The organism is Agrobacterium sp. CFBP2214, from assembly GCF_030209895.1.
Classification (GTDB): domain Bacteria; phylum Pseudomonadota; class Alphaproteobacteria; order Rhizobiales; family Rhizobiaceae; genus Agrobacterium; species Agrobacterium radiobacter.
In genome coordinates this window covers 125,796-147,922 of sequence record NZ_JARVRC010000006.1, presented here as the reverse complement: position 1 = coordinate 147,922, position 22,127 = coordinate 125,796, and the positions used below count along the sequence as shown (strand labels likewise).

17 protein-coding genes are annotated in these 22,127 nt (G+C 60.2%); 14 read left to right on the top strand and 3 right to left on the bottom strand.

Annotated elements, in window-relative coordinates; translation table 11 throughout:
• The first annotated feature begins 146 nt into the window (after positions 1-146).
• The 4 genes from QRN60_RS16370 to QRN60_RS16355 all read left to right on the top strand — a co-directional run bounded on the left by QRN60_RS16370 (position 147) and on the right by QRN60_RS16355 (position 6,939).
• The gene (locus QRN60_RS16370; RefSeq protein ID WP_111817662.1) at positions 147-2,918 is read left to right on the top strand and encodes a TonB-dependent receptor; all 2,772 of its coding nucleotides are present in this window, start codon (positions 147-149) and stop codon (positions 2,916-2,918) included.
• Positions 2,919-3,021: 103 nt separating this feature from the next.
• The gene (locus QRN60_RS16365) at positions 3,022-3,777 is read left to right on the top strand and encodes a hypothetical protein (RefSeq protein WP_111817663.1); all 756 of its coding nucleotides are present in this window, start codon (positions 3,022-3,024) and stop codon (positions 3,775-3,777) included.
• 14 nt (positions 3,778-3,791) lie between these two features.
• Positions 3,792-5,639 carry a type I secretion system permease/ATPase gene (locus QRN60_RS16360; RefSeq protein WP_111817664.1) on the top strand — a complete coding sequence of 616 codons (1,848 nt, stop codon included), beginning with the start codon at positions 3,792-3,794 and terminating at the stop codon, positions 5,637-5,639.
• Positions 5,626-6,939: an HlyD family type I secretion periplasmic adaptor subunit gene (locus tag QRN60_RS16355; RefSeq protein ID WP_111817665.1), complete on the top strand. Its 1,314-nt coding sequence runs from the start codon at positions 5,626-5,628 to the stop codon at positions 6,937-6,939. Before QRN60_RS16360 ends, QRN60_RS16355 begins: the two co-directional genes overlap by 14 nt.
• A gap of 24 nt (positions 6,940-6,963) precedes the next feature.
• Here the strand turns inward: QRN60_RS16355 and QRN60_RS16350 are convergent, their stop codons facing one another.
• A complete protein-coding gene (locus tag QRN60_RS16350; protein ID WP_162686912.1) occupies positions 6,964-7,884 on the bottom strand; it encodes an SMP-30/gluconolactonase/LRE family protein in 921 nt (306 codons plus the stop codon).
• A 33-nt stretch (positions 7,885-7,917) separates the two neighbouring features.
• Positions 7,918-8,631, bottom strand: a complete 714-nt coding sequence (locus QRN60_RS16345) for a GntR family transcriptional regulator (protein WP_020808676.1) — start codon at positions 8,629-8,631, stop codon at positions 7,918-7,920.
• 103 nt (positions 8,632-8,734) lie between these two features.
• Here QRN60_RS16345 and QRN60_RS16340 point away from each other — a divergent pair, with 103 nt between their 5' ends.
• The 10 genes from QRN60_RS16340 to QRN60_RS16295 are packed head-to-tail and all read left to right on the top strand — an operon-like array spanning position 8,735 to position 19,652.
• Positions 8,735-9,787 (top strand): Gfo/Idh/MocA family protein, encoded by a 1,053-nt coding sequence (locus QRN60_RS16340; RefSeq protein ID WP_111817666.1) that lies wholly within the window; start codon positions 8,735-8,737, stop codon positions 9,785-9,787.
• Positions 9,780-10,796, top strand: coding sequence for a Gfo/Idh/MocA family protein (locus QRN60_RS16335; protein WP_020808678.1), 1,017 nt, complete (start codon positions 9,780-9,782; stop codon positions 10,794-10,796). Before QRN60_RS16340 ends, QRN60_RS16335 begins: the two co-directional genes overlap by 8 nt.
• Positions 10,793-11,866: a Gfo/Idh/MocA family protein gene (locus tag QRN60_RS16330; protein WP_111817667.1), complete on the top strand. Its 1,074-nt coding sequence runs from the start codon at positions 10,793-10,795 to the stop codon at positions 11,864-11,866. The genes QRN60_RS16335 and QRN60_RS16330 overlap by 4 nt, the downstream gene beginning before the upstream one ends.
• Positions 11,867-11,888: 22 nt before the next feature.
• Entirely contained in the window at positions 11,889-13,160 is a 1,272-nt protein-coding gene (locus tag QRN60_RS16325) for an ABC transporter substrate-binding protein (protein ID WP_020808679.1), read from the top strand.
• Positions 13,161-13,217: 57 nt separating this feature from the next.
• Positions 13,218-14,186, top strand: a complete 969-nt coding sequence (locus QRN60_RS16320) for a carbohydrate ABC transporter permease (protein ID WP_003506778.1) — start codon at positions 13,218-13,220, stop codon at positions 14,184-14,186.
• Positions 14,179-15,222, top strand: a complete 1,044-nt coding sequence (locus QRN60_RS16315; RefSeq protein ID WP_060724823.1) for a carbohydrate ABC transporter permease — start codon at positions 14,179-14,181, stop codon at positions 15,220-15,222. Before QRN60_RS16320 ends, QRN60_RS16315 begins: the two co-directional genes overlap by 8 nt.
• Positions 15,223-15,244: 22 nt before the next feature.
• Entirely contained in the window at positions 15,245-16,324 is a 1,080-nt protein-coding gene (locus QRN60_RS16310; protein WP_111817668.1) for an ABC transporter ATP-binding protein, read from the top strand.
• Positions 16,325-16,361: 37 nt separating this feature from the next.
• Complete coding sequence (araD, locus tag QRN60_RS16305) at positions 16,362-18,086, top strand: L-arabinonate dehydratase (RefSeq protein ID WP_111817669.1); 1,725 nt, start codon at positions 16,362-16,364, stop codon at positions 18,084-18,086.
• 11 nt (positions 18,087-18,097) lie between these two features.
• Positions 18,098-18,907, top strand: coding sequence for an NAD-dependent epimerase/dehydratase family protein (locus tag QRN60_RS16300; protein ID WP_111817670.1), 810 nt, complete (start codon positions 18,098-18,100; stop codon positions 18,905-18,907).
• Positions 18,908-18,941: 34 nt separating this feature from the next.
• Positions 18,942-19,652 carry a ribonuclease activity regulator RraA gene (locus QRN60_RS16295; RefSeq protein ID WP_060724819.1) on the top strand — a complete coding sequence of 237 codons (711 nt, stop codon included), beginning with the start codon at positions 18,942-18,944 and terminating at the stop codon, positions 19,650-19,652.
• Positions 19,653-19,655: 3 nt separating this feature from the next.
• On the opposite strand, the gene QRN60_RS16290 is transcribed toward QRN60_RS16295, so the two are convergent.
• Positions 19,656-22,007, bottom strand: coding sequence for a helix-turn-helix transcriptional regulator (locus QRN60_RS16290; RefSeq protein ID WP_162686913.1), 2,352 nt, complete (start codon positions 22,005-22,007; stop codon positions 19,656-19,658).
• Between the last annotated feature and the right edge of the window lie 120 nt (positions 22,008-22,127).

Genomic DNA, 22,127 nt, shown 5'->3' with positions numbered 1-22,127 from the left:
ACTTCGAAACAAAAAATCATATTTATTTTCAGTAATTTATAAAATTTCTCCCGAAAGTCTGAAAAAAATCGACGAGGCAATCGTCTTTTTGTTGAGTAATCCGGTCAAGATATATCCGGAGCGAAAGACAGGAAGACGAAAGCAATATGCGCCTCCAGACATGCAAGACCGGTTCAGAGGAAAAAGCGGCAAAGCAGGCGCGCAGGGGCGTGCTGCTGGCGACAACGGCGATCGCCGTTTCATTCGCCGCGCCTATTTTTGCTCAGACCGGGACTGACACCGCAAATTCTCAGCGCCCCGGTGGTGAGCAGGGGGCAACGCGGCCATTCAATATTCCCGCCCAGTCACTATCCTCCGTCGTGGGCGCTTTCGGGCGTCAATCCGGCCTTCAGGTCACGCTTGCCACCCCGTCTGCCGGCAATGTGCGCACCAATGCCGTCACTGGCAGTTTCACGGTACGGGATGCGCTGTCGCGGTTGCTGGCGGGAACGGGGGTCAATTTCCGCATCACCGGAAACGGCAGAACCGTCATCATCGGCACGGGGCAATCGACCGTCGATCTCTCGGGGACGGAGGGGACGACGGTTCTCGAAACCATTACCGTGACCGGCAAAACCGGGCGTAATTCCATTGCCGGCTCCGGTTATCAGGGCACGCCCGACTGGGTTTATGAAACGCCTGCCAGCGTCAGCGTGGTTGGCCGTGAGGCGATCCAGTCGGCCGGCGTGCGCAACACGCGCGATGTTTTCAACCGGGTTTCGGGCGTTTATGCCGGCGAAGGCAATGGTAGTTTCCCAACCGTTTCGCCCAATGTGCGCGGTTTGCAGGAAAGCGGCCGCGTGGTCGTCTCCATTGATGGTGCGCGGCAGAATGCGCAGCGTGGTGCGGCTTTCGGCGGCGCGACGAGCTACACCGCAAGCGCCGGGCAGGGTTATGTCGATGTTGCTTTCATCCGTGCCGTCGAAATCGAGAAAATAACCAATGCGCGCTCAGGCAATGCCGGCTCTCTGGGTGGCAAGGTCGAGTTCCGCACCGTCAGCGCCGATGATCTGATTGCCGCAGGTGAGAACAAGGGTGGGGAAGTGAATGTTTCCCGCGGCACCAATGGCTATGATTTTCAGGGCTCGGTTCTCGGCGCCGTCCGCTCGCCGGATGGTCCTCTTTCCTTCGTCGCCGGCTACAGCCGCACGATCATGGATGAATACAAGATCGGAACAAAGGGCGAGGCCCGAAGCACCGCGCTGACGATGAAAGACCTGCTCGGCCGCGATGGCTGGTCCACCTTTTTCAAGGGTGAAGGCGACTTCGGCGACGTGAAGGCCTCGCTTTCCTGGATGCATCAGGAGAATGATTTCGTTCAGGGCGCGTCCACGGTGATTGACCGGGAAAGCGTGCGAAACGACAGCGTTGTTGCGAAGCTGGACTGGGACCCGGAGAGCGAGCTCATCGACTTCAAATCGTCGCTGTGGCTGAACGATAATATGACGCATGAATTGCGGGCGGCGCGTACTTATGCGGTAGAGACGAATCTCGACATGGGCCTGCGCAGCTTCGGCGGCAGTCTGGAAAATACCAGTCGCTTTGACACGGTGGCGGGCGCGCTCAGCCTGAATTATGGAGCGGAAGCCTTCCGCGATATTGCCACATCCGTTGCGACAAGCGCCAAAATCGCGAAAAATCCCTCTTTCGCCAGCAGCTACACGTCATTCAGCCCCGCCGGGCGGCGCGATGTCGCCAGCCTGTTTTTGAACGGTGAACTGGAGCCGGCCGATTGGATCACCTTGAGCGGCGGCGTACGTTACGACTGGTCGCGTCTTAAGGGATCGGCGACCTACTATAGCGTTAAGGACACAACGGTCACGACGAGTGTGCCCTGCGATCTGGTGAAAAATCATTATACGCCTCTGGACTATTTCAATCAGGTCTTTCGTCCCGCCAATCCTCCGTCGTGGGCCTCGCGATATAACGTTTTTCTCGCTAGCGTCTGGCCGCGCACGTCAGCCAACTGCATGCCCGGAACAGGTATAACCACCAATACACCCGTCACAGAATATCCCGCGCACAATGTCGATATCGATCGCACCTACAGCGCCTGGCTGCCATCCGCCACAATTGAACTGAAACCTGTCGACTGGTTCCGCCCCTATGTGAGCTATTCCCAAAGCCTGCGTCCGCCGACAATTCTCGAGGCTTTTTTCGCCGGTGCGCGTCCGGGCGATAGCGCCGGATACGAATATGCTCCGAACCAGGCCCTGCGCGCCGAAAAAGCGACGACCTATGAAATCGGTGCGAATATGAGTTTCGACGGCGTGTTGCTGGACGACGATTCCATCCGCATCAAAATGGCCGCCTTTCGCCGGGAGGTGAAGGACTACATCGCTCTCGGTTATCTCGTCACGGATCAGGTCCTCGACCGCACTTATACCAGCTTCGTCAATCTTGATGGCACGACCTATATGCGCGGGCTTGAATTTGAGGGCAATTACGATGCCCGCAGTTTCTGGATCGGCGGCTCGGCGACGTTTCTGAAGACGGAATGGCCTGAAAAGACACAGGTTTTCTCCAACAGCACTACCACGACAACGGGTGAGATCGTCGCCTGGCCCGGCGATGTCGCGCCCAAGGTGAAGCTGACGCTCGATGGCGGCATGCGTTTCTTCGATGAGAAATTCTCGCTGGGCGCAAGGCTCAACCACGTCACGCCAACGCAGTCGCGCACGCTCGATACGGAGGGCAATCTGCGTGAGGTGACCGATCCCTACACGACGGTGGATCTCTACGGTTCCTATGCCTTCAACGACAAAGCCACGCTTCGCTTCGCCGTCAACAACCTGACGGACCGCAAATATATCCCGGCAGCCAGCGCCTACACGGCGCCGGGCCGCACCTTTATCGCGACGATGAACGTGAAGTTCTGAAATGCGAAAGAATTCTCCGGGCTGGGTTGCAGCCCGTCCCGGAGATGAAACGCCTTCGCTACAGGACGAAGGTACCTCTATTGGCCAGCAAAGGAGTACACCTATGGCTACCACAATTCAACTGACGCAGTCTTCCTCCGACCTGATCGGTTACCTCAACGGTTGGACGAGCGGTTTCGGTTCGACCTATGGTGCGTTCTACGACGCTCAGACCAGCTCTCTCGCCACCACCACCATCGATCCGAACACGACCTATGAGGCGTGGGGCGATGGCAGCTCCGGCGGCAAGGGCATCGTCATGAGCGGCGCTCTGCAGTACTCCCAGGGCAACCTGACGGGTTCGGTCGACAGCATCGTTCTCGGCACCGGCTACAGCCAGTCCACCAGCGGCATCGCCGTCAGCCAGCAGGAACTGCTGATCGATCCCGACAGCGCCTATTCGCTCGCCGGTGCTCGCGATCTTCTCGATCTCGCGGTTTACCAGCTTGCCCGCTTCGGTTCGCTGGCTGGTTTTTATGATTATTTTGCCGCCACCGGCACGATGATCGAGGACACGGCTGCCTCCAACACCCTGACCGGCTTTGCCGGCGCGGATACCTTCGTATTCTCCGGCGGTAATGATGTCGTGCAGGCCGGCCCAACCGGAACCTACGGCTATCAGGACGGCACGGATACGCTCGATGTTTCCGCCTGGAGCGCAACTTCGGTGGACGATTTGTTGTGGTATAATGATAACGGAAATGCCGTTATCCTTTCTGCAGCAGACACTTCCGTCTCCATCACGCTGAATGGCGTTGATGCAAATGTGCTCGATGCATCGGACTTCATTTTTGCCAACGCATCGGCGCTTGCCGCGTAAAGGAAAAACAGGCTGTGGGCTTTCAAAACCACCAGCAGACGCCGCCGCAGTCCCTCACTGCGGCGGTTGTTTCGCCCCTTAAAAGCACGTTTCTCGGCGTCGCGCTCGTCAGTGGCGTGGTCAACATACTCGCGCTGACGTCGCCGCTCTTCATGCTGCAGGTCTATGACAGGGTGCTGGCAAGCGGTAGCCTGCCGACACTGGTCGGGCTCGCTCTTCTCGCACTTGGCCTTTACGGCTTTCAATGCCTGCTTGATATCATCCGCGCGCGTGTCCTGATCCGTATCGGCGAAGACTTCGATATGCGCCACTCCGGCAGGGTGCATGATGCGGTGGTGCGCCTGCCGCTCGTCAATCGCATGCCGGGCGATGGTCTGCAGCCGTTGCGCGATCTCGACAATGTGCGCGGTTTTCTGTCCGGCACGGGGCCGACCGCGTTTTTTGATCTGCCGTGGATGCCGCTTTATCTCGGCATATGTTTTCTGTTTCATTTCTGGATCGGCGTTACGGCCCTTGCCAGCGCGATACTGCTCGTCTCCCTTACGATCCTTACCAATATTTTCTCGCAGAAGCCGATCCGCGACACCATGGTGGAAAACATGGCCCGCAACCGGCAGCTGGAGGCCTCGCGCCGTAACGCCGAAGTCGTGCAGGCCATGGGGCTGGGTGGTCGGCTTGGCAAACGCTGGCAGAATTCCAACGAGGCCTATCTCGCCGCCAATCGCAAGGCGGGTGATGTGGCCGGCGGTCTCGGTAATATTGCAAAATCCCTGCGTGTGGTGCTGCAATCGGGCATTCTTGCGGTTGGGGCATGGCTTGTCATCAACCAGGAAGCGTCCGGCGGCGTGATGATCGCCAGTTCGATCATGATGGGTCGGGCCTTGGCGCCCGTTGATCTTGCCATCTCCAACTGGAAGTCCTTCGTGGCCGCCCGCCAGAGCTGGGCGCGGCTGAGGGAGCTTTTCGTGCAGATGCCAGCCAATGCCGTCGCCATGGCGCTGCCGAAGCCTGAAAAGGAATTGCGGGTCGAAAACGTCACCATCGTTCCGCCGGGAGAGAGAAAGCCGACGGTCACCGGTCTCGGTTTTGTCGTGAGCGCTGGAAACGCGCTCGGCGTTATCGGCCCCTCCGGCTCGGGTAAATCCACGCTCTCGCGCATTCTCACCGGCGCGTGGATGCCGGCTGCCGGCAAGGTACGACTGGACGGAGCAAGTTTCGAACAGTGGGACCGGGAAACGCTCGGCCGCCATATCGGTTATCTGCCGCAGGGCGTGGAGCTGTTCGACGGCACGATCGGTGAAAATATCTCCCGTTTCGAGGATAGTCCCGATCCCGAGGCCATCATCGCGGCGGCCAGGGTTGCCGGCGCGCATGAGCTGATCCTGCGTTTCGAAAAGGGTTATGACAGCGATATTGGCGAGGCGGGTTCGGCGCTTTCCGCCGGGCAGCGCCAGCGCATCGGTCTTGCCCGGGCTCTTTATGGTGATCCCTTCATCGTCGTGCTGGACGAGCCGAACGCCAATCTCGATGCGGAAGGCGAAGCCGCCGTGGTGAAGGCGATTTCTTCGGTCAAGGCGCGGGGCGGTATCGCCGTCGTCGTCGCCCACCGTCCGAGCGCCATCGGTGCCGTCGATTTCATTCTGATGATGGAAGAGGGACGGATGAAGGCCTTCGGCCCGCGCGACGAGGTGTTGTCGAAGGTGCTGCGCGCTCCGCAGGCGCAGACAGCCAAGGGATTTACCGCATCCGCCCAGACGGTCTCGCCGCTGCGCGTCGTCGCCAATACCCAGCCTCAGGTTGCTGTGTTGGAAGAGGTCCGTGAAGAGAGCAGCCAGGAAGGAGATGCGGATGTCAAACATTGATCAGCGCAGCCATGTGTCCCACTCCATCCGCAAACATCTTCTTGCCGGTCTTGCCACCGGCGTTGTGCTGCTGGGTGGTGTCGGCGGGTGGGCCGCGACGACCAATCTTGCCGGCGCGGTGGTTGCCGCCGGCCATCTGGTGGTGGATTCCTACAGCAAGAAGGTGCAGCACCCGAGCGGCGGTGTCGTCGGTGAAATTCTGGTGAACGAGGGCGACAGGGTGAAGGCCGGCGATGTGGTCATGCGCCTCGACGCGACCCAGACCCGCGCCAATCTCGCCATCGTCACCAAACGTCTGGATGAGTTGAATGCGAGGATGGCAAGGCTGGAGGCCGAGCGTGACGATCTGACGGAACTCGTCTTTCCGCAGACTCTCATCGTGCGAAAGGACGATCCCGATGTCGCCTCCGCCATGCGCAGTGAAACCAAGTTGTTCGAATTCCGAAAATCTTACCGCGAAGGGCGGAAAGCGCAGCTTTCGGAACGCATCACCCAGTTCGAACATGAGATCGAAGGGCTGAAGGCGCAGGAAGTCGCCTATGATAACGGCCTCGCCGTGCTGGAGGCGGAAATTACCTCGCAGAAATCCCTGCGCGAACAGGGTGTCGTGTCCGTGCAGCGGCTGAACAGCCTGCAGACACAGGCCGCGACATTCGGCGGTGAGCGTGGCGAAAAAATCGCCTATCAGGCGCAGACGGCGGGGCGCATCACCGAAACCAGGCTGCAAATCCTGCAGATCGATCAGGAATTACGAACCGAGGTCGGTCGGGAACTGCGCGAGATACAGGCCCAGATGGGGGAATTCGTCGAGCGCAAGGTCGCCGCCGAAGATCAGCTGAAGCGCATCGATATCGTCGCGCCGCAATCCGGCATGGTGCATGAAATGGCCGTGCATACCGTGGGCGGCGTGGTGACCCCGGCCGATCCGATCATGCTCATCGTCCCTGATGGCGATGAGCTGGCGCTGGAGGTGCAGATCGTTCCGAAGGATATTGATCAGCTGCAGGTGGGGCAAAAGGCGATGTTGCGCATGACTGCCTTCAACCAGCGGGTCACGCCGGAACTGGAAGGCCATGTCAGCCGCATTGCGGCTGACATCACCACCGATCAGCGTAGCGGCCTCTCCTATTATCTGGCACGAATTTCCGTGCCGGTCTCCGAGCGGCAGAAGCTGAACAATGCGCCGCTGGTGCCGGGCATGCCGGCCGAGGCCTTCATTCAGACCAGCGAAAGGACGGCACTGTCCTATATCGCCAAGCCGCTGACGGACCAGATCAGCCGCGCCTTCCGGGAGGAATAGGAATTCGAACCCGGCTTCCGGGCGTTATCCATCGTCGCCAAAACGGAAGCCGGCGAACCCTTTTGTCTGTGTCGGGATCGCCCAGACGCCGCCCGAAAATGGTGCTTTGTTCAGCCGGTCCTCGGACATGTTGTGGCGGTGTGATGTCAGGAACAGGATATTGAAATCGGGCCCTCCGAAGCAGGGCATGGTGGGGTGCGGGACAGGGGCCGCGATGACCTCCGCCTGCTTGCCGTCGGGCGTGAAAACGTTCAGCAGGCCGGCGGAAACGCCCGCGCTGTAATAAGTGCCGTTGTTATCGAGACAGCCGCCATCGGGTCTTCCTGTCTCTTCCGTCATCTGGGCCACCAGCACGCCTTCATCGAACCTGCCGTTACTGCTGTCGAATTTTCGCCGTCGTATCCATTTCTGGACGGAATCGCTCTGCCACATGATCGATCCGTCCTGGGAGAAGGCCAGCCCGTTGGGGCATGTCAGCCCGGTCTGCATGCGTTCGGCGCTCTTTTCGGTGATCCGCCAAAGTTCGCCATATGGCTGCATGTCCGGGAGCGGCACATTGTGCATGGTTCCCACCCAGAAAGCGCCGTCGGGGCCGACCCGTCCGTCGTTCAGCCGGCAGGGGATGCCTTCCGGTGCCGGAATGGAATGGAGGAAACGCGTTTCGCCGCTATCCGGATCGAGGATGATAATATCAATGCCGCAGGCGACGATAAGATCGCCGTTCTGACAAAGCCCGAGGCTCGATACCGTGTGCGGGAACGACCATTCGCGATAGAAGCCCGGCTCAAGCGCTGCAGACCGCACCGTTCTGCCGAGGATGTCACACCAGAAAAGCACCTGTCGCCGTTCGTCCCAAACAGGGGATTCCGCAAGTGTGCTCATCGTGTCGCAAAGAAGTTTCGCCTGTGACATGGCAAGCGTTTGTCCGGGATTTGCCGTATTCATGATGCTCGAACCGTTGAAAAAGATGCCGCAGAATTATTCGAAATAGTCCTGATGGTTCTCGAAAACCTGCGAAAGAATGCCGAGGACGCGCCTTAAGTGCTTGCGCAAATCGTCGGCCGCACGGGCTTCGTCCCCCGCCTTGATCGCGTCGTAAACCGCCTCGTGTTCGGAGAGCAGGCGTGCCATATGCGCCTCGTCGGTGATGGCGAGTGCACGCAGGCGATCCAGCCCCGCCTTTTCGCGGATCAGCAGCGTTTCCAGTCTCTCAAGACCCGTCGCAGCGGCAAGCGCGCTGTGGAACTGGTCGTCATGCACGCGGAAAGCCTTTCTGTCTCCGCGGCGCATGGCTGCACGCTGGCCATTCAGGGCGTGTTCGATCTCCAGCTCGGCTTCCGCCGTCAGGCCGATCTGGCAAAGCCTGCTAACCGCTGCAACCTCCAAGGCCTCGCGGATGAATTGCGCGCTGCGAATGTTCTTTTCCGATAACCTCGAAACATAGGTCCCGCGGCTTGGCAGGGTGACGATCAGGCCGTCATCCCGCAGGCGGCTCAGCGCTTCGCGCACCGGCGTTCGGCTGGAACTGAAGGATTGCCCAATTTCGTTTTCCGAAACCGCCTGGCCGGGAAAAAGCTCCCGCGAAAGGATAGCCGATTTCAGCGCGGAATAGATCTGGTCAACGACCGGACGGTGAAGGTCCAGTCGTTCCATCGTCGGCACGGTGCCACCTGTTACGGGAATTTTCGGCATATACCCTCCAGCGTTTTCATAACCGGTATACCGGAACACAAGTGTGTTGACAACCGGCATACCGGTATGCAAATGATTGCGCATTGGGAAGGAGGCTCCCGAAATGCAAAATATCAAGACCTGCGTCATCGTCGGTGCCGGAATGGTAGCGAAGACGCATGTGCTTGCCTGTGCGGCAAGCCCAGAGAAAATTCGCCTGAAGGGAATCGTTGATGGTGGTTCCGGCCGCGCCAGGGCGCTGGCCACGGAAGCGTCGAAACACACCGGATACGATGTCGTCGTTTATTCCTCTGTCGAGGAAGCGGCGCGTGATGCGGATGTCGATTTCGCCATCATCGCGACGCCACCGAATGCCCGCATCGATATCGTCGGACAGCTCGCGAAAGCGGGCAGACACATCCTGATGGAAAAGCCCGTCGCCCGGAATACGCAGGAAGCCAATGGTCTTGTGGCTCTCTGTCGTGACGCTGGCGTCACACTCGGCATCATCTTCCAGCACCGCATGCGGGCTGCATCGCAGAAAGCCCGTGAGCTTGTCGATGGCGGCACGCTCGGAGCGCTGGGGCTCTGCGAAATTTCTGTGCCGTGGTGGCGTGCGCAATCCTATTATGATGAACCGGGCCGCGGCACCCTGGCGCGCGATGGCGGCGGCGTTCTGATCTCCCAGGCAATTCATACGATCGATCTGGCATTGAGCCTCACGGGGCCGGTCGCCCGTGTTCAGGCCATGGCGGCGACGACGCGTTTCCATCGCATGGAAACCGAAGATTACGTTTCTGCCGGTCTGCGCTTCAAGAACGGCGCTGTCGGTTCGCTCGTCGCAAGCACCGCAAGTTTCCCCGGCGCTGCGGAATCGATCCTCCTGCATTTCGACAATGCCAGTATGCGGCTCGCCTCCGGCCTGTTGCATGTCGACTGGCGTGATGGCCGGCACGAGACTTTCGGCGGCGCGGCCGCCGGCACGGGCGGCGGCGCCGATCCCATGGCTTTCACGCATGAATGGCATCAGGGCGTCTTCGAGGATTTCGCAGACGCCATCTCTTCAGGACGCCCGCCGGTCGTCACCGGTGACGCGGCTCTTTTGTCTCACAGATTGATCGACGCGATCATCAACTCGGCCGACACCGGCAAGGAAGTGGAACTGCAGGATGACTAAAGCAATCAAGTTCGTCGCTCTTGGCATAGAGCACCGGCATATTTTCGGCATGGCCCAGAATCTGCTGGACGCCGGTGCGGAATTTGCCGGCTGGTGGACCGAAGGCGAGCCCGATGTCGTGGAGGGCTTCGTCAAACGCTTTCCGAATGTGCCGCGTGCCGCTTCCAAGGAAGCCCTGCTTGCAGATGGCACCATCGACCTCGTGGTGATTGCCGATATCCCCTCCAAGCGTGCCGATCTTGCCATCGCCGCCATGGAAGCCGGCAAGGATGTCATGTCCGACAAGCCCGGCTGCACCACCTTCGAACAGCTCGATCGCCTTCGCCAGACCGTGGCCAAGACCAAACGCATCTGGACCGTCGATTTCTCCGAGCGTTTTGAAGTTCCGAGCGTGACCAAGGCGGCTGAACTCGTCGCGCAGGGCGCCATCGGCCGCGTCATTCAGACTGTCGGCCTCGGCCCGCATCGTCTGAACCGCCAGATCCGTCCGAAGTGGTTCTTCGAGCGTGAAGCTTACGGTGGCATCATCACCGATATCGCCAGCCACCAGATCGACCAGTTCATGTTCTTCACCGGCTCGACCGAAGTGGAGATCGTGGCTGCCACCGTTGCCAATTATGCCAACCCTGATGATCCGGGCCTGCAGGATTTCGGCGAAGTCGTGCTGCGCGGTGACAAGGGCCACGGTTATATCCGCGTCGACTGGTACACGCCCGATGCGCTGCCGACCTGGGGTGACGGCCGCCTAACGATCCTCGGCACCGAGGGTTACATCGAGCTGCGCAAATATGTCGATGTCGGCAATACGGAAGGCACCGACCGCCTCGTTCTCGTGAATGGCGACCGCTGCGAGTATATTGATGCTTCCGATGCTGGTTTGCCCTATTTCGCCCGTATCTGCGACGATATCCGCAACCGCACGGAAACGGCAATGACGCAGGAACACGTCTTCAAGGTCTGCGACCTCTCGCTTCAGGCACAGGCCAAGGCTGAGGGAGTCTCGAAATGATCGGTGTTGCCATCATTGGCGCCGGCATCGGCGCCCAGCATCTGAGCGGCTATCGCGCACTGCCCAAACGCTTTGTCGTCAAGGCGATCTGCGATCTCGATCTGGAGCGCGCCCGCTCCGTCGCCGGCGATGATACCTCCATTCGTCTGACCACCGATCTCGATGAGGTTCTGGCCGACGAGAGCATCCAGCTCATCGACGTCTGCCTGCCGCCGCACCTGCATTTCCCTGTCACGCTGAAGGCGCATGCTGCGGGCAAGGATGTGGTCTGCGAAAAGCCGCTGGTCCGCTCTCTGGAAGAGGCCAACGCGCTGATCGACTCCGTCAAGAAGACCGGTCGCGGTGTGTTTCCAGTCTTCCAGTACCGTTTCGGACACGCCATGCGGCAGCTGCGCGCGCTGATCGATGCCGGTCTTGCGGGCAAGGCCTTTGTCGCAAGCTCGGAAGTCCATTGGAACCGGGGCGCCAGCTATTACGACATTCCGTGGCGCGGTACGTGGAAGGGCGAGTGCGGCGGCGCGATCCTCGGCCACGCCATTCACGCCCATGATCTTCTCTGCCACGTTCTCGGCCCGGTCGACGAAGTTTTCGCCATGGCCGACACGCGCGTCAACAAGATCGAAACCGAAGATTGCGCGGCGCTCAGCTTCCGCATGAAAAGCGGTGCGCTGGCGACGAGCTCGGTCACGCTCGGTGCGGCCGAAGATACCTCGCGTCTGCGCTTCTGCTTTGAAGGGTTCACTGCCGAGAGCGGCACGCTGCCCTACCGCCCGGCTGAAGACACATGGCGTTTCATCGCCCGTGCACCGACGACGCAGGATCAGATCGACACCGTTCTGGCAACGGTGGCCGATGGCGAAAACGGCTTTGCCGGTTTTGTCGAAGCCATTGCCGACGCGATGGAAGGACGCGGCGGCAAGGAAGTGACGGTTCATGACGGCTTGCAGTCCATCGAACTCGTCACCGCCATCTATCGCTCGGTCAGGGAAGGAAAGCCGGTTCGCCTGTCCGACGCCGCTGAAGGCGAGTGGATCAAGGGCTGGGCACCGCGCGCATCCGCCAACGCATAATCATCTAAAGGGAGGAAACCAGATGACCAGAAAATACAGCATGGCACTGGCGCTCGCCATTGGCGCAGCGTCCTTTGCTGGCGCCGCCCAGGCGGCGCAGGAAGTGCGCTTCACCTGCGCTTATGACGGAAACGGCTGTGAGATCCTCAAGGACATTCTCGCCCGTTACGAAAAGCAGCATACGGACGTCAAGATCGTCACTGACGTCGTGCCTTACAAGGCGCTTCTGGAAGGCCTGCCCGTGCAACTCGCCGGTGGCAGCGGCCCGGATTTCGCAACCGTAACCGACCTTGGCGGTCTCAACCGCTATTATCTCGATCTCACGCCCTATGTGGACGCGAAATATTGGGAAGACAATTTCTCGAACGTGCTGAAATGGTACCGCAGCGGCCCTGACGACAAGGGCATCTACGGCATGCACACCCAGCTCACCATCACCGGCGCTTTCATCAACCGCACCCTGTTCGATCAGGCCAATGTGGCCGTACCCGGCAAGGATGCAACGCTGGACGATTGGGCGAAGGCTGCTAGTGCCGTCGCCAAGGCAACCGGTACGCCCTATCCGATGGCCATCGACCGTTCCGGCCACCGCATTGCCGGTCCGGCCATTTCCTATGGCGCAAAGATTTTCGACGCCGATGGTAAGCCCATTCTCGTCGATGAAGGCTTCACGACCTTCGTGAAGAAATTCGTTGAATGGAACAAGGACGGCACCATGGCGCGCGACGTCTGGGCCGGACAGGGCGGCAATACCTATCGTGACGCCGCACAGGAATTCATCAACGGCCAGCTGGTCTATTATTATTCCGGCAGCTGGCAGACCGCGCGTTTCGACAGCCAGGTCGGCGATGCGTTTGACTGGGAAGTCGTGCCGCAGCCCTGTGGTGGCGCTGCCTGCACCGGCATGCCTGGTGGTACCGGCGTTGTCGGCTTCAAGCAGACCAAGAACCCGAAAATCGTTGCCGACATTCTGAACTTCCTCGCTCAGGACGAGAATTATCTCGACTTCACCGTTCGCACCCGCAACGTTCCGGCCCACAAGGCCGTGGCCGACAAGGGTGTGACCTATACCGGTGCGACGCCTGCGACGCAGAAGGCCATGAACGCCTGGCTGGACCAGATCCCCGGCCTTAGCCCGATTGCCTACACCTATCAGGGTTACAAGAACAATCGCGCCATGTTCAACATCTCCGTCCAGCGCATCACGCAGGCCATCGTCGGTGAAAGCACCGTTGATGAGGCCATGGCCCGCGCGAAGACGGACCTCGAGGAAGCGTTGAAACAGGCAAAGTGATCCATCGCCTTCCGGCGCGATGCATGCCGCGCCGCGCCGGATCGAAGGAGGACCCTCATGTATAAATTTCTTGCGCCCGTCATGGGCATCGTCGAACTGCCCTTTGCCTTCCTGCAGAAGGTTCTCGGCCATCGGCGGATCGCGTGGGTATTTCTCACACCAAACCTGATCCTGTTCGCGGTCTTCGCCTTTCTGCCGATTGTGCTGAACATGGCCTATTCCGTGACCGGCAGCGAACACATATTGCTTTCCGAACGCCCTGCCGTGGGCGGCGAAAATTTCTCGGTCCTTCTTTCCTGTCAGAACTACCTCGACCCCAATTCCTGTGAGCGTGACCTGTTCTGGCGCTCCGTCTGGAACACGGTTTTCTTCGTGGTGCTGCAGGTGGGTTTCATGGTCGGCTTTTCGCTGATCACGGCCATCGTGCTCAACCGCGATATCCGGGCGCGGGGGTTCTTCCGTGCCGTCTTCTTCTTCCCCGTGCTGTTGTCGCCCGTCGTTGTGGCCTTGATCTGGAAGTGGATTCTCCAACGTTTCGGCGTTCTCAACGCCGCGATGGAGGGCCTCGGCCTCGGTTCGGTCGACTGGTTGCTCGAAGCCAATCTTGCCTTCGGCTGGTCGGTCTTCCTCTCAGTCTGGGCGCATATGGGCTTCTACACGCTCATTCTTCTGGCCGGCCTGCAGGCGATCCCGCGCGATGTCTATGAGGCGGCGCAGCTCGACAAGGCAAGCCCTTGGCGCATCTTCCGGCGCATTACGCTGCCGCTGCTTGCACCCACCATGCTCGTCGTTCTCGTCCTGTCGCTCATCAAGGGCGTGCAGACCTTCGATGAAGTCTTTGCCTTCACGGGTGGCGGCCCGGGTTCGGCGACCACCTTCATCATTCAGTTTATCTATCAGACCGGCTTTGCCGGGACGCCCCGCAATTTCGGCCTTGCGGCTGCCGCTTCGCTGCTGCTCGCCGTGGTGCTCGTGGTGCTGACCGCCCTGCAATTCCGGGCAAACAGGAGCAAGGTCGATGGCTAGGATTGGCGCATTTCTGACCCGTACCCGCGGCCGCAACGGCAAGCTGCACTGGACCGACTGGCTGTCCTACGCCTATCTCGGCGTGGCCGTGCTGATGATGTTCGGCCCCGTCGTCTGGCTGGTGCTCTCCTCGTTCAAGACGGAAGCCGATCTGCAGCGTTTCCCGCCGCGCCTCCTGCCCTATACGCAGGAAACCGTGGTGGTGGACGGGCAGGCAGCGCCGCTGCCGGCCTATGTCGACAAGGATGGCCGCAAGTTCGGCATGATCAGGCGCATCGGCCTCGTTGCCCAGGTGGTTGACCCGGCAAAGCCCACTGAAGTCCTGAAGATGCAGTTCAACGAGCTGAAGCCTGCTGAAAAGGTGGCGCTCGCCACGGAAAACTACACCGAGCTTTTCCAGCGCTTCAATTTTCCGCTCTATTTCTGGAACTCGACCTTCATCACGGTGACGTCAACCCTCATCATGCTAATCGTCAATTCCATGGCGGCCTTTGCGCTCTCGAAATACCAGTTCAAGGGCAGGGGCGTGGTGCTGGCGCTGGTTGTCGGCACGCTGATGATCCCGCAGACCGTCGTGCTGGTGCCGCTGTTTCTCATCACCAGCCAGCTGGGCATGATCAACAGTCTCTGGGGCGTCATCATTCCCGGTGCCGCCACCCCGACCGGTGTCTTTCTGCTGCGGCAATATATGCTGACGATCCCGGATGAAATCCTCGATGCCGCCCGCATGGACAAGGCGAGCGAATGGAAGATCTACTGGCGCATCATCCTGCCGCTCTCGGCGCCGGCGCTTGCCGTTCTGGCGATCCTTGCGATCATGTGGCGCTGGAACGATTTCCTCTGGCCGCTGATCGTGCTGACCCGCAATGACAACTTCACCCTGCAGCTGGCGCTCAACTCCTTCCAGGGGGAGATGACGACGGAATGGAGCAATCTTCTGGCCATGACGGTGCTGACGCTTGCGCCGATCGCGCTGGTCTTCATGTTCCTGCAAAAATACATCGCCACCGGCATTGCATCGACGGGCGGCAAATAATCCTCAGGGAGGAAATACGACAATGGCAAGTATTCAGCTTCGTCAGGTCAAAAAGACATATGGTGCCCTCGATGTGATCAAGGGTGTCGATCTCGATATCAAGCACGGCGAATTCTGTGTTTTCGTTGGCCCTTCCGGCTGCGGCAAGTCGACCCTGCTGCGCATGATCTCGGGCCTTGAGGAATTGAGCGGCGGCGATATCGTCATCGGCGGCGATGTGGTCAACGCGGTGCCGGCCGCAGATCGCGGCCTTGCCATGGTGTTCCAGTCCTACGCCCTTTATCCGCATATGACGGTTCGCGAAAACCTGTCCTTCGGGCTTGAGAATATCGGCACACCCAAGAAGGACATCGTTGAAAAGATCAACCAGGTGGCCAAGATGCTGCAGATCGACCAGCTTCTGGAGCGTCGTCCGAAGGATCTGTCCGGCGGTCAGCGCCAGCGCGTCGCCATTGGCCGCGCCGTCGTGCGCGAGCCGCGCGTGTTCCTTTTCGATGAGCCGCTTTCCAACCTCGATGCGGAACTGCGCGTCGACATGCGCGGCGAGATTTCCAGCCTGCACCGGCGTCTCGGCAATACCATGATCTATGTGACGCATGATCAGGTGGAAGCCATGACCATGGCCGACAAGATCGCCGTTCTGCGCGCCGGCAAGCTCGAACAGTTCGGCGTGCCGCTCGATCTCTATAACCGCCCGGCCAATCTCTTCGTGGCGGGCTTCATCGGCTCGCCGAAGATGAACTTCTTCGCCGGCGAAGTGACTTCGGATGCAACGCCGTCCCTGAAGATCGCCACCGGCGAACTGATCCCCCTGCCGCAGACCGGTTTTGCCTACAAGCCCGGTCAGAAAGTGACGCTCGGTGTCCGTCCGAACCATGTGCAGGCGGGTGGCGAAGGCGCACTGACCATGTCTGTGCGCACCGCCGAACAGCTGGGCGGAGAGTCCTATCTTTACGGCACTCTCGGTGATGGCACCCGGGTGACGCTGCATCTTTCCGGCCAGACCTCGACATCGGCTGACGAAGTCATCCGTCTGTCAGCGCCGCTGGAATACATCCAACTTTTTGATACGACGAGCGGGCTGACGCTCCGGCAGGACTGACAGCTCCAGGCGCAACCCGCAACGCAGGACCATTGACATGACCGATAAAAAACTCCGTTCCGACCGCTGGTTCGCACCCGACGACCTGCGCAGCTTCGGCCACCGCTCGCGCATGATGCAGCTTGGTTATGCGGAGGAGGATTTCGTCGGCAAACCCGTCATCGGCATCCTGAACACATGGTCGGAGCTCAACACCTGTCATTCGCATTTCCCAGAGCGGGTGAAGGATGTGAAGCGTGGTGTCCTGCAAGCGGGCGGCTTCCCCGTCGAAATGCCATCGCTCTCCGTCGATGAGAGCTTCACCAAGCCGACATCCATGCTCTACCGCAACATGCTGGCGATGGAGACGGAAGAAATGATCCGCTCGCATCCGCTTGACGGCGTGGTGCTGATGGGCGGTTGCGACAAGACGACACCCGGCCTCGTCATGGGCGCGATTTCGGCCGGCGTGCCTATGATCTATCTGCCTGCAGGCCCGATGTTGCGCGGCAATTATGCCGGCAAGGTGCTCGGTTCCGGTTCGGACGCCTGGAAATATTGGGACGAGCGGCGTGCCGGCAATGTTACGGATGAGGAATGGCGGGGCGTGCAGGGTGGCATCGCCCGCTCCGCCGGTGTCTGCATGACCATGGGCACCGCTTCGACCATGACCGCCATCACCGATGCGCTTGGCCTCACCCTGCCGGGAGCTTCCTCCATTCCGGCGGTAGATGCCGAACACCAGCGCATGTCGGCAGGTTGCGGCCGGCGTATCGTGGAGATGGTGGGCGAGGAGCTGACGCCGGACCGTATTCTGACCGCGACGGCGTTTCGCAATGCCGCCATCGTCGCCATGGCGACCGGTTGCTCCACCAATGCCGTCGTGCATCTGATCGCGATGGCGCGCCGCGCCGGCGTGCCGATGACGCTGGACGAGCTGGACGAACTTGGCCGGGTCACGCCGCTCATCGCCAATGTCCGCCCCTCCGGCAAAGACTATCTGATGGAGGATTTTTATTATGCCGGCGGTCTGCGCGCGCTGATGAAGCAGCTGGAAAGCCGCCTCGACTGTTCGGCGCTGACCGTGACCGGCCGCAGCATGGGTGAAAATCTCGAAGGCGCGAAGGTCTACAACGACGACGTCATTCGCTCGCTCGACAATCCGGTTTATGCGGAAGGCTCGCTTGCGGTGTTGCGCGGCAATCTTTGCCCTGACGGCGCCGTCATCAAGCCCGCTGCCTGCGATCCGAAATATCATCTGCACGAAGGCCCGGCGCTGGTCTTCGACAGCTATCCGGAGATGAAGAAGGCGATCGATGACGAGAACCTTGATATCACGCCGGATCATGTTCTGGTGCTGCGCAATGCCGGTCCGCTCGGCGGTCCCGGCTTTCCCGAATGGGGTATGCTGCCCATCCCGAAGGCGTTGATCAAGAAGGGCCACCGGGACATGGTGCGCATTTCCGATGCCCGCATGTCCGGCACGTCCTATGGCGCCTGCGTGCTGCATGTCGCGCCGGAAAGCTTCGTCGGCGGCCCGCTCGCGCTCCTGAAAACAGGCGATATCGTGCGCCTCGACCTGCCGCAGCGACGCCTCGACATGCTGGTCAGCGAAGAGGAAATCGCCAGCCGCCGTGCCGCCTGGCAGGCACCTGCGCCGCGTTATGAGCGCGGTTATGGTTATCTCTTCTCCAAGCATGTCACGCAGGCCGATCAAGGTTGCGATTTCGACTTCCTGCAGACGGATTTCGGCCGCACCGCCGGCGAGCCCGATATTTTCTAAGGGGCACCATCATGTTGAAGCGATTGCTCATCACCGGTGCCGGCGGCAAGCTGGGCAGCATGCTGCGCAGCATGCTGCGCGGGCGGCTTGGCCATGTCGCCGAAATCATTCGTCTTTCTGACGTCGTTGATCTCGGTTCACCAGCATCTCACGAAGAGCTCGTTCGTTGCGCGCTTGAGGACGAGCAGGCGGTCCATGATCTCGTGAGGGGCTGCGACGGCATCGTTCATCTCGGCGGAGTTTCCGTCGAGAGGGCCTTCGACCCGATTGAGTCTGCCAATTTGCGCGGGGTCTACAATCTCTACGAGGCGGCGAGGCTTAACGGCATGCCGCGCATTCTATTCGCCTCCAGCAACCACACGATCGGTTATTACCCGCAGGGCAAACAGCTTGCTCCCGACACGCCCTTTCTGCCAGACGGCCTTTACGGCGTCTCAAAGATTTTCGGCGAGGCGATGGCGAGCCTCTACCATTCCAAATTCGGCCAGGAGACTGCTATCGTCCGGATTGGCTCTTGCGAAGAAAAGCCCTCCAACTGGCGGATGCTGTCGACCTGGCTGAGCTACGGCGACTTCGTTTCGCTGATCGAGGCCACCTTCTGCGTGCCGAAGCTTGGATGCCCGGTCATCTGGGGCGTTTCCGCCAATGATGACAGCTGGTGGGATAATTCCCATGTCGATTTTCTCTGTTGGCAGCGGCGCGATAATGCCGCGCGCTACCGCGCAGAAATCGAACGCGATGTGCCGCGCCCCGATCCCGAGGCTGCGATCGCAAAATATCAGGGCGGCGTCTTCATAGACGAGCCCATTCACAGGACTTGAAACACATCCATCCGCCCATTGCGAGGAGACAGACATGAACAATGAAACGCGCGAAAAACTGATGACGATTTCCGTCGCTACCCTGGCGACGGCGCTTTACAAGCGCGGCCTGCGCAACCAGGTCATCCAGGGCGTGCGCCCGCTGGGCTACAAGGGCAAGAACATGGTCGGCCCGGCCTTTACCCTGCGCTACATGCCGGCCCGCGAAGACCGTAACCAGCTCATCGAATTCCGCAATCCCGCCCATCCGCAGCGCGTCGCCATCGAAACCTGCCCGCCGGGCCACGTGCTTGTCATGGACAGCCGTAAGGATGCCAGCGCCGCCTCGGCCGGCGATATTCTGGTGACCCGCCTGATGGTTCGCGGCGGTGCGGGCATCGTTTCCGATGGCGGTTTCCGTGATGCGGCCACCATTGCCGAGCTGGATATTCCGGCTTACCACACCCGTCCTTCCAGCCCCACCAACCTGACCAAACACGAAGCGATCGAAATCAACGGCCCGATCGGCTGCGGCGATGCGCCGGTCTTTCCCGGCGACATCATCGTTGGTGACGCGGATTGCGTCATCGTCATCCCCGCGGGCATTGCCGACGAAGTTGCGACCGAGGCGGTGGAAATGACGGCTTACGAAGATTTCGTGGTGGAGCAGGTCAAGGCCGGCCAGACGATCATCGGGCTTTACCCCTGCACCAAGGAAGAACACCAGACGGCTTTTGCCGAATGGCGCAAGAAGAACAACCGCTGAACCTTATAGCCAGCCCAGTGCTTTCGCCGCGCGGATCGCCTCCGCGCGGCGTTTGCAATCCAGCTTGCGGAACAGGTTGCCGAGGTGAAACTTCACCGTCACTTCGGAAATGTTAAGCGTCTGGGCGATCTTCTTGTTCGACATGCCGCTGGCCAGAAGTTGCAGCATCTGCGCTTCCCGCTGCGAAAGCCCGCCATGCAGGGCGCGTGCCTGCGGTGAATTCACCGAGGCGGCGAAAATCGACAGCGCGGTGCGGACATCGGAAGAGGTTTCGATGAAACTGCGGATGCGGCGATTGTTGAGAAGCGGCGACAGGAACACGCGCTCTTCCGACAGAACCCCGCTGCAGCCAAGGCGGGTTGCCGATTCAAGCGCGGTCAGAATATGGGCACGGGCGGCGGCATTGTCGCGACGCTGGTGCGCGGCATAGCTCTGCCATATTCTGAGCGCGACTTTCTCGCGGTTGGTGACCTTGGGGTTGGCGATCATCGCGTCGATCTGGCGGGAGAGATAGGCGCGCGGCGTGAAAAGATGCACCGCATCGCGCAGCCAGGCCATGACATAGGCGATTTCATCGCGCCGCGTCAGCCGGGAGAGGTCGTCATGTGCGCTCTCCACCCAGTTGCGGCCCATCGGCATGCGGATCGCGGAAAGGGTTGCAGCGGCATCCGCCCAGCGGTTGGCGTTCTGATAGGCGATGGCCGTCCTGATTTCCATCATCGCATGGAATTGCAGCCCTTCCGACAGATGAATCCACAGACCGTCTAGAAAACCCGGGCGAACGGTCATCGGAAAATGGTCGATCAGCACCTGCGAAGCATAATGCAGGGCGAACTGCATGAGGCTCGGCCATATCTCGGCCGCAGCAAAATGATCGAATTCATGTTCGACGAAATGCAGGAGATCGCGGGGCTTTCCGGCCTCATAGGCAAGGCAGGCTTCCGCCAGTCGCAGCATCCGGAACTCCTGCACCGCATCATGCGGCACCTGTTCCAGCCGCGCGCGGGCCTCCTGTGCTGCGTGACGCGCCAGAAGCACATCACCGCTCATCAGCCGCAACACGATCTGGTGCAGGTGGATGAAGAATTCGAGCAGGGGCTGCCCGCCCATCTTGCGCAGATAGATCAGCGCACGGGCAGCAGCCGCCTCCGCCTCGCGGAAATTGCGGCGGCGAATTTCAAATTCCAGCAGTGCATTGTAATAGGCCGCCCACTTGCCGTGATCGTCCATGGGATAATCGGCCATGAACTCGGCGAGACGCGTTATCACCGCGTCATTGGGCGTCAGATCTTCGGCAATCATCAGGTTCAGCCGGAAGGTGCGGGCGGCAAAGGAAAAACGCGAACCACGGGCGAGCACCTTCAGCGGATCGAGATAATCCGATCCGAGGCTTTTGCCGAGCAGATGGCGCACGCGCTGCAATTCACCCTGTTTCAGCAATGCGCGGGTAACGGCAAAGAGCACGGTTTCATTCGTTGCGATCATGTCCTGCGAAAACCGCATGATGATCTCGCGAAACCTGTCGACGCTGCTTCGGTAGATCAGTTCGCGGCCATGGGCGCGTTCAAGAATTTGCGCGGCATGGGTCTCATAACCGCGGTCGAGCAGCATCGCCATGGCCGGGAGCGCATGTCCAGCCTTTTCAAAAGCCGATGCGACCTCCACCACGGCGCTGCCGGCCTGCAAGGTGGAGAGACGTTCTCGCGCAGCCAGGGTGAGAAGCCGTATTAGGGTGGGGTGATTTTCGGGGGTTCCAGTCAGGAAGGGCGGCAGCAGTTCTGTCCATTCCGCCTCGGGTTCTGCGGAGGGGTTTTCGAGCCAGAATGAAAGCTCAACCGTCTGGGCGGGTGAAAGATGCGGCAGGTAGTTTTCCCGAAGATAGTCGGCACACAGCTTTTCATCCGGATGCCGGGCAAGCGACAGAAAGGCCGGCCATCCTGCATAATCCTGCAGTACCAGACGCCGCTGTTGAGGGGGGAGGCTTTCGGTCTCATCTTGCCCTAGCGCCAGTTCATCCGGTCCGATGGTAAGCGAACCGCGATGCAGGATCTGCCGGGCCAGTCCGCTTATCCGTTGATCCGGGCGGCAGGCAATGACCATAAAACGCACCGTTTCCAGAATGGCGGCGGGCATGCGCACTGCCCGTGCGAAAACCGGCACGTCCCATAGAAGGCAGTCATTTGCTGCATCATCGCTTCGCGGCTGGTGCGTGCGGCATATCTGCGTTCCCAGTTCCTTTGCGAGCATTTCCAGCAGCACGCTTTTTCCTGCGCCCGCCGGGGCGCGCAGAAAGATTACGCCGGCGGTTTCGCTGGCGATGCGGCGGCAGAGGCGGGTGCGGGGCAGGAGCGTCATTCACAAAGCGATAGGGTATTTAAGCTTGAAAACCTATACTCATCTTTCAAAAAACTATACCTTTCAGAGATTGTTCAAAAGGGGTGGTGGTGAAAACCTGTGCTCAGGCAACTGATGCAC